A 7,126-nucleotide genomic window follows, 5' to 3' on the forward strand; every position below is an offset into this window, starting at 1 on the left:
GGGGATAACAGCGATCGGAAGATGGTACTGCAATCGGAGTGACAGGGGCTTAACTTGTGTAGTTTATCTTATATCCAATCCGAAGGAGATGAACGGGATGAGCGAAACCAAAGATACGGTGCTGGAACAGGAAGAACAGATCGTCGAATCCGGGGTTCACAACTTTAGCAAAGAAGATGAATGGGTGAAGCCTGAAGATCCGTTGCTGAATGAACGGCTAGAGTGGTTCAAAGATCAGAAGCTGGGGCTGATGATGCACTGGGGCCCATATTCCCAGCTTGGACTCGTGGAGTCCTGGGCGCTAAGTGACGAAGATGGCGATTGGTCGCGTAATGACATCGACTGGACTGACGACATGGAACATTTCAAGCAGGAATACTTTGATCTCAACAAAACCTTCAATCCGATTCGCTTTCAGCCTGAGGAATGGGCACAGATGGCCGCAGATAACGGGTTCAAATATTTCCTGTTCACGACCAAGCATCATGATGGTTTCTGCATGTGGGATACACATACAACCGATTATCGCATTACGGGCAAGGACACTCCTTTTCACACGCATAAGTATGCAGATATTTGCCGGGCGCTTTTTGACGCTTTTCGTGCCAAAGGGCTCGGGATCTCGGCTTACTTCTCCAAAGCGGACTGGCACACGCCGTATTACTGGACACCTGGCATGGAGCGGGGAAGTCATATGTGGCGTGGACCATCCTATGATCCGAAAGCGTATCCATGGCTGTGGGAAAAATTCGTGGAGTTCACGCATGAACAGATCATGGAACTGCTGACCAACTATGGACGAATCGAATGTCTGTGGCTGGATGCAGGGTGGGTACGTGAAGGACGCCACGGTCAGGATATCCGATTGGGCGAGGTGGTGGAGCGGGCTCGTCAGACAACACAGCCGTGGCTCCTGGCAGCAGATCGCACGGTGGGCGGGCCGTATGAGAATATCGTAACCCCGGAACAGACCATCCCGGAGCATCCAATGAATATTCCTTGGGAGAGCTGTATCACGGTGGGCAATTCCTTTGCGTTTGGATTTGATGATCAGTATAAATCGGCAAGACAACTGGCGCATATTCTGCTTGAGGTAGTGTCCAAGGGCGGTAACCTGGCACTGAATGTGGGACCGCAACCGGACGGACGTCTCCCAAAAGGGGCAGTCCGAAGCATTAAAGCCCTTGGAGAATGGCTAGGAACCAACGGGGAAGGTATCTATGGCACACGGATTTGTGGGCCATACTACACAGGAGATTGGGCCTTCACACGTAAGGAAGATATCAACGTATCATATGCCTTCCGTCTGTACAGAAACGAGAACGAGGCAGTACAATCACAGGTGGTCATTCCATATGTGGAAAAGGTGGAGCGAATTGAACTCGTCGGCACAGATGATGTGCTGTCATTCCAACGGACAGAAGATGGACTTGTTGTAGAGTTGCCGCAGGCAGCAGCTACGGAAGTAGCACCTATCACGCTGACGTTCAGATTGTTCACAAACCAATAAATTTACACTCCAAATCCCGAGGGACTTCTACAGTCCTTCGGGATTTTTTGGGTTGGTGATTTTTGCGAAATACATATGCTAAAGGGAGATTTCTCCTTGTCCCGCAAGGGTTTTGAGAATAAGGAGAGGTGGGAGAAAATTGCAAATTGCTAAAAGAACACTGCTCACGGTACTATCAATTCAAGAAAGCGTTACCTGACACTATTGTTGACACGTAACACGCTGAAACAGAAAAGTAGTCAAAGGAAAGGATGTTTAAGGAATGTAAATGTAATGTATTATTACACTTATGGTGTAGAAGGAGTGACGCGAATGAGTCGAGCTACGGAAAGCATACCTGCACCGGTGGAGCTCCAGCAAGGAAGGTATGATGTTGAACCCAAGCGACAGCATCCATTTATCAGAAGCCTCAAGAAGCATTGGGAGCTCTATTTACTGGTGCTGCCTCCCGTGTTGTATCTGTTGATCTTTAAGTACATCCCGATGGTCGGTGTACAGATTGCCTTCAAAGACTTCAGTGTCGTCAAAGGAATCTGGGGCAGCCCATGGGTTGGACTGAAACACTTTGAAGCCTTTTTCGAATCCCCGAATTTCTGGTTGCTGATCAAAAATACGATTGGCATCAGTTTCTACTCTTTACTCGCCGGGTTTCCCATTCCGATCCTGCTTGCGCTGGCGCTGAACGAAATTCGAACGGGTTACTTTAAAAAGACCGTCCAGATGGTCACGTACGCTCCGCATTTCATCTCCACAGTCGTCATGGTATCGATTATCATTCTGATGTTATCACCACATGTGGGCGTTGTAGACAAGCTATTTACCTTCCTGGGTTTCCCGATGACCAACTTTATGGGCATTCCCGAATACTTCAAATCCATCTATGTGTGGTCGGGTGTATGGCAGGGCATGGGCTATTCATCGATCATTTATATCGCCGCTCTCGCTGGCGTTGATCCATCTCTCTATGAAGCAGCGAAGATGGACGGGGCTTCAAGGCTTCGGAAAATCTGGCATATTGACCTGCCAACGCTCGTTCCGGTCACCGTCATCATGCTGATTCTGAGTTTAGGCAGCATTATGGGCGTGGGCTTCGAAAAAATATATCTGATGCAGAATCCACTCAACACGAGCGCTTCGGAGGTCATCTCCACGTATGTGTACAAGGTGGGTCTGATCGGGGCCAACTTCAGCTTCTCCTCGGCGGTAGGATTGTTCAACTCCGTTATCAACCTGATCCTGCTGGTTATCGTCAACGGCATTTCCCGCAAAGTATCCCAGAACAGCTTGTGGTAAAGGAGGAGCTCATCCATGTTCAACCTGATTAATCGTAACCGGATCAAGGACCCGCTCGGTGACCGCATCTTCATGACATTCAACTATATCTTTCTGTTCGCCATACTGCTAACGGTGTTTTACCCGCTCTTGTACATCATCAGTTCTTCCTTCAGCTCCTCCCGTGCCGTTACATCCGGTCAGGTGTGGCTGTTCCCGGTAGACTTTAACATCAAGGCCTACATTTCCATTTTCAAAAGCCAACAGCTCATGCTCGGGTTCTACAACACGATCATCTATACCGTTGTAGGCACATTTATCAATGTGGCGCTTACGGTCATGCTCGCGTATCCGTTATCGCGCAAGTCGTTTTATGGACGGGGGGTCATCATTATTTTCATGATGATCACGATGTTCTTTGATGGCGGTCTGATTCCAACCTATCTCTTGATGAAAGACCTTCATCTGCTGGATACACGCTGGGCAATGTGGCTGCCAGGGGCACTCGCAGTGTTCCAGGTCATCGTAGCGAGAACCTTCTTCCAGTCTTCCATCCCGGAAGAGCTGGGGGAGGCGGCAGAAATGGATGGATGCCGAGATATCCGGTATTTGATCAGTGTGGTTCTTCCGTTATCAAAGCCGATTCTGGCGGTCATGACCCTGATGTATGCGGTGGGCCACTGGAATGCGTACTTTGATGCCCTGATCTATCTTCGTTCCGAGAAGTTGTTCCCACTACAATATGTGCTGCGCAATCTGCTGATTCTAAATGCCGCAGACCCGGCAATGCTTGCCAACACGAGCCAGCAGCTGCGGGATCAGGGGTTCGAGCAGGTACTGAAATACGCGCTAATCGTCGTGGCGAGTATTCCGATTCTCATCATGTATCCGTTTGTGCAGAAGCATTTTGTCAAAGGGGTCATGGTTGGATCACTCAAAGGATGATCTTTGTAATCTACGCCGCTAAGCCACTTGAAAGGAGGTGGGGGAACACTCCGGCTTCCGGGATCAGGTTTAACACGAGTACGTAACCAGATGGTTATGCCGTTTTCAACAAAAAGGAGGAGTCAGATTGAGAAAATCTTGGATTTCGATGTTGTTTCTGGTCTTTGCTTCGATGACTTTGTTGTCCGCATGCGGTTCATCCGAGGAGACGGGTACAGGAAGCGACGGTAGCGGGGAGAGCGGTGGCCCTGTAACGATGACTTTCTTTGCCCCACAAGGTAAAGCGTCCATGGAAGAGAATGAGTTCACCAAATTTATCGAAGACAAGTTCGATGTGACCCTGAAATGGGATCTGGCCCCGACGGACGCCTTGCAAGACCGCAGACAGCTGCTGTTGGCGAGTGGCGATTATCCTGAAGTGTTCCTCCATGGCAAGTTCACCACCTCAGACCTTCAGACATATGGCAAGCAGGGAGTATTCCTTCCGCTGCAAGATCTGATCAAGCAGTACGGTCCGAATCTCACCAAGATTATGGAGGAGAAGCCGTATTTCAAAGAAGCGATTACTGCACCTGACGGCAACATCTATGCCCTGCCTATTTTCAATGAATGTTACCACTGTACGTATGCACAGAAATACTGGATTAACACGGAATGGCTCGACAATCTGGGTCTGAAAATGCCGACCACGACCGATGAACTCTACACGGTGTTGAAAGCGTTCAAGGAGCAAGACCCGAACGGCAATGGCAAGGCCGATGAGATTCCACTCACGGGTGCACCGAACAAGTATGTATGGAACGGCAACATCGATGCCTATCTCATGAACAGCTTTATTTACAATGATAACGACAAATACTTGATCGTGAACGACGGCAAGGTGGATTTTGCAGCGAATAAGGAAGAATGGAAAAAAGGGCTGGAGTACATGAACAAGCTGTACGCAGAAGGCCTGATTGATCCCGCTTCCTTCACGCAGAACGATCAGGCGATCGGACAGCTGGGTAACAAGGAAGGCGACGAAGTGGTCGGCTCCATTACGACAGCGTTGGTCAGCTACCTCGTGAACACGTATGACAAAGATATCACCCGCCACCAGCACTGGGACATCGTGCCTCCGCTGAAAGGGCCGGATGGCGTACAAACGACGGGCGCTACACAGAGCGTAGGTGAGTTTGAGTTTGCCATCACTAACAAAGCGACCGAAGCGCAACAGATTGCTGCCATCAAAATCGTGGATTATATGTTCAGCAAAGAAGGCGCCTTGTACGCAGAGTACGGGCCAACAGAAGGGAAAGGCTGGAAGAAGGCGGATGCTGATGAGAAAAACATCAATGGAGAGCCTGCCAAATACAGCTATTATAACCTGCCTGAGCGTGACCCGAATGTTGTAGTCAACGAGAGTTGGTCACAGATCGGGGCACATGACCTGTCCAATACGTTCCGCAATCTGTTTGCAGAAGGTCAGAACCCATTGGAAGCAGAAGGCTATGGAACACGTCTGGCGCAAGCGACCAATGTATATGAACCTTATGCACCAAAAGAAGTCTATCCTGCGAACGTATTTATCCGTCCTGAAGATACAGAAACTGCTGCGCAGCTCACGACGGCCGTCAAGGATTACGTGATGACCAATATGGCTCAATTTATTATCGGCAGCAAAAGCATTGAAAAGGAATGGGACGCGTACGTGAAAGGTTTTGATGGTCTGGGACTCAGCAATTACCTTGAGATTTACCAGCGTGCCATTGAGAAGAATCAATAAAGGTTGATGGATTCATGATTGAGGCTGTCCCGATGTCAACACAGGAATCGGGATGGTCTTCTCCTTTTGACAACCCCACTTCATCCGATATAATTTACTGAATATTTATGAAAATTAGCGACCAGATTAGCGTGGTTGTCGTCATGCACATAAACAGTGGTGGGGGTCTCGGAGATGAACAACAGTTGGTTTAGACGTTTGCTGCTATCATATTTGCCCGTTTTTTTTATCGTGACCACAATCCTGTTTATTATCTTCTTCCAGGTATTTAATGAACAGAACCGAAGAGAAGCACTCAAAGCCAATGAATTTCTGGCATCACAGGTAACGCAATATCTGGACAATTCACTGCGCTCCATCGACTTCAAGGTGCTGCGTGATATTTTGACCAATCCCAACCTGAAAAATTATTACTCGGTAACCGGAAGCGAGGATGTGTATGCCGGAATTCAAGCGGTCCAGGTTATTGATGAATTGAAAATAGAGTATCCGCTGATTGATTCAATCTATCTGGTGAGATACAACGACGATACGGTGTTCAGCAACGGCAAGGCAGTGCCGATTGAGGAATTCCCCGATGCAGCATTTATTAAAGACAGCCGTGCTGCGGCAACACAAAAGTGGGTGGGGGCGAGATCCTTTAAGGCATTCCCGACTGAGGAAGGAAAACAGGTGATTACACTCATTCGCGGTGTGGGGAACGGCATAGGTCTGGTGGTCGTTAACGTGGATCTGCCTACCTTGCAGAAGTCTATCATGCAGATGTATGATCCCGAGTTCACCTTCGTCAACATCTTTAATCGATCAGGTGGCAATCTGTGGGATGGTGGAAAGCAGGAAAGCGCTAGGGAAGTATCTCCCAAAATGGCGTCAGGTGAAGTGTTCTCCGAATTTACATCCAGTTACAGCGGTTGGAAGGTACAGACCGGACTGAATAATGGCAAGATCGTCAAATTCGCCCTGCAATTTTATAATATCTGGTTTGTTTTTGCTGTTGCCGTTGTCCTGATCGGCGTAGTGTGGGTGATCTATGTGACGCGAAGAAACTATAAACCCATTCAGCAGATTGTTACGTTAATTGAGACGGTGGCTTCGCAGAAACAGCCGGGGATGAGTCAACCAAAAGATAATGAGTTCCGTTTTATCCAGACCACGCTGGAGCAAATGATTAATCAAACCAGGCAGTATCAGGAGGAGCATGAAGAGAACCTGATTTTGCAGAAGAAATATTTCTTTCAGGAGCTGCTGGAGGGTACACGAGACTTCACCGGCAATGAGCTGATAGCGGAGATGAACAGGTTCAAGCTCCCGCAGTTGGAGGATCGATGGGCTGTAATTGTTGTGGAGATCGATCAGTATTCCCGGTTTATGGAGGAGTATCACAATCAGGATCAATCCCTCCTGAAATTCGTGTTATCCAGCATTCTGCAGGAGAGTGCAAGGCACGAAGGGACCGAAGTATGGGCAGAGTGGATATCGGATCAGCGGCTGTATGCAATACTCTGGATTCCCGAGATGGAGAAGGGTGAGGAAACAGAGGAGAGGCTGCTCGCTGGTTATCTGGACAGGGTGGGGCAGTATCTGAACTTTACTGTGACCATCGGTATTGGGAGAGTGGCGGTCGATGTTCGTGG

Annotated in this window: 5 protein-coding genes; all 5 read left to right on the top strand. The window is 48.7% G+C overall.

The window, feature by feature from the left end:
• Positions 1–97: 97 nt before the first annotated feature.
• Complete coding sequence (locus AMS66_RS22855; RefSeq protein WP_053782990.1) at positions 98–1,510, top strand: alpha-L-fucosidase; 1,413 nt, start codon at positions 98–100, stop codon at positions 1,508–1,510.
• 312 nt (positions 1,511–1,822) lie between these two features.
• A complete protein-coding gene (locus tag AMS66_RS22860; protein WP_082350853.1) occupies positions 1,823–2,803 on the top strand; it encodes an ABC transporter permease in 981 nt (326 codons plus the stop codon).
• Between the two features lie 15 nt (positions 2,804–2,818).
• Entirely contained in the window at positions 2,819–3,727 is a 909-nt protein-coding gene (locus tag AMS66_RS22865; protein ID WP_082350854.1) for a carbohydrate ABC transporter permease, read from the top strand.
• A gap of 127 nt (positions 3,728–3,854) precedes the next feature.
• Entirely contained in the window at positions 3,855–5,492 is a 1,638-nt protein-coding gene (locus tag AMS66_RS22870) for a type 2 periplasmic-binding domain-containing protein (protein ID WP_082350855.1), read from the top strand.
• A 174-nt stretch (positions 5,493–5,666) separates the two neighbouring features.
• Positions 5,667–7,126: cache domain-containing sensor histidine kinase (locus AMS66_RS22875; RefSeq protein WP_181014151.1), on the top strand; the 1,460-nt coding region annotated here is incomplete at its 3' end.

Origin of the sequence: Paenibacillus xylanivorans, from assembly GCF_001280595.1 — a bacterium.
Taxonomy (GTDB): Bacteria; Bacillota; Bacilli; order Paenibacillales; family Paenibacillaceae; genus Paenibacillus; species Paenibacillus xylanivorans.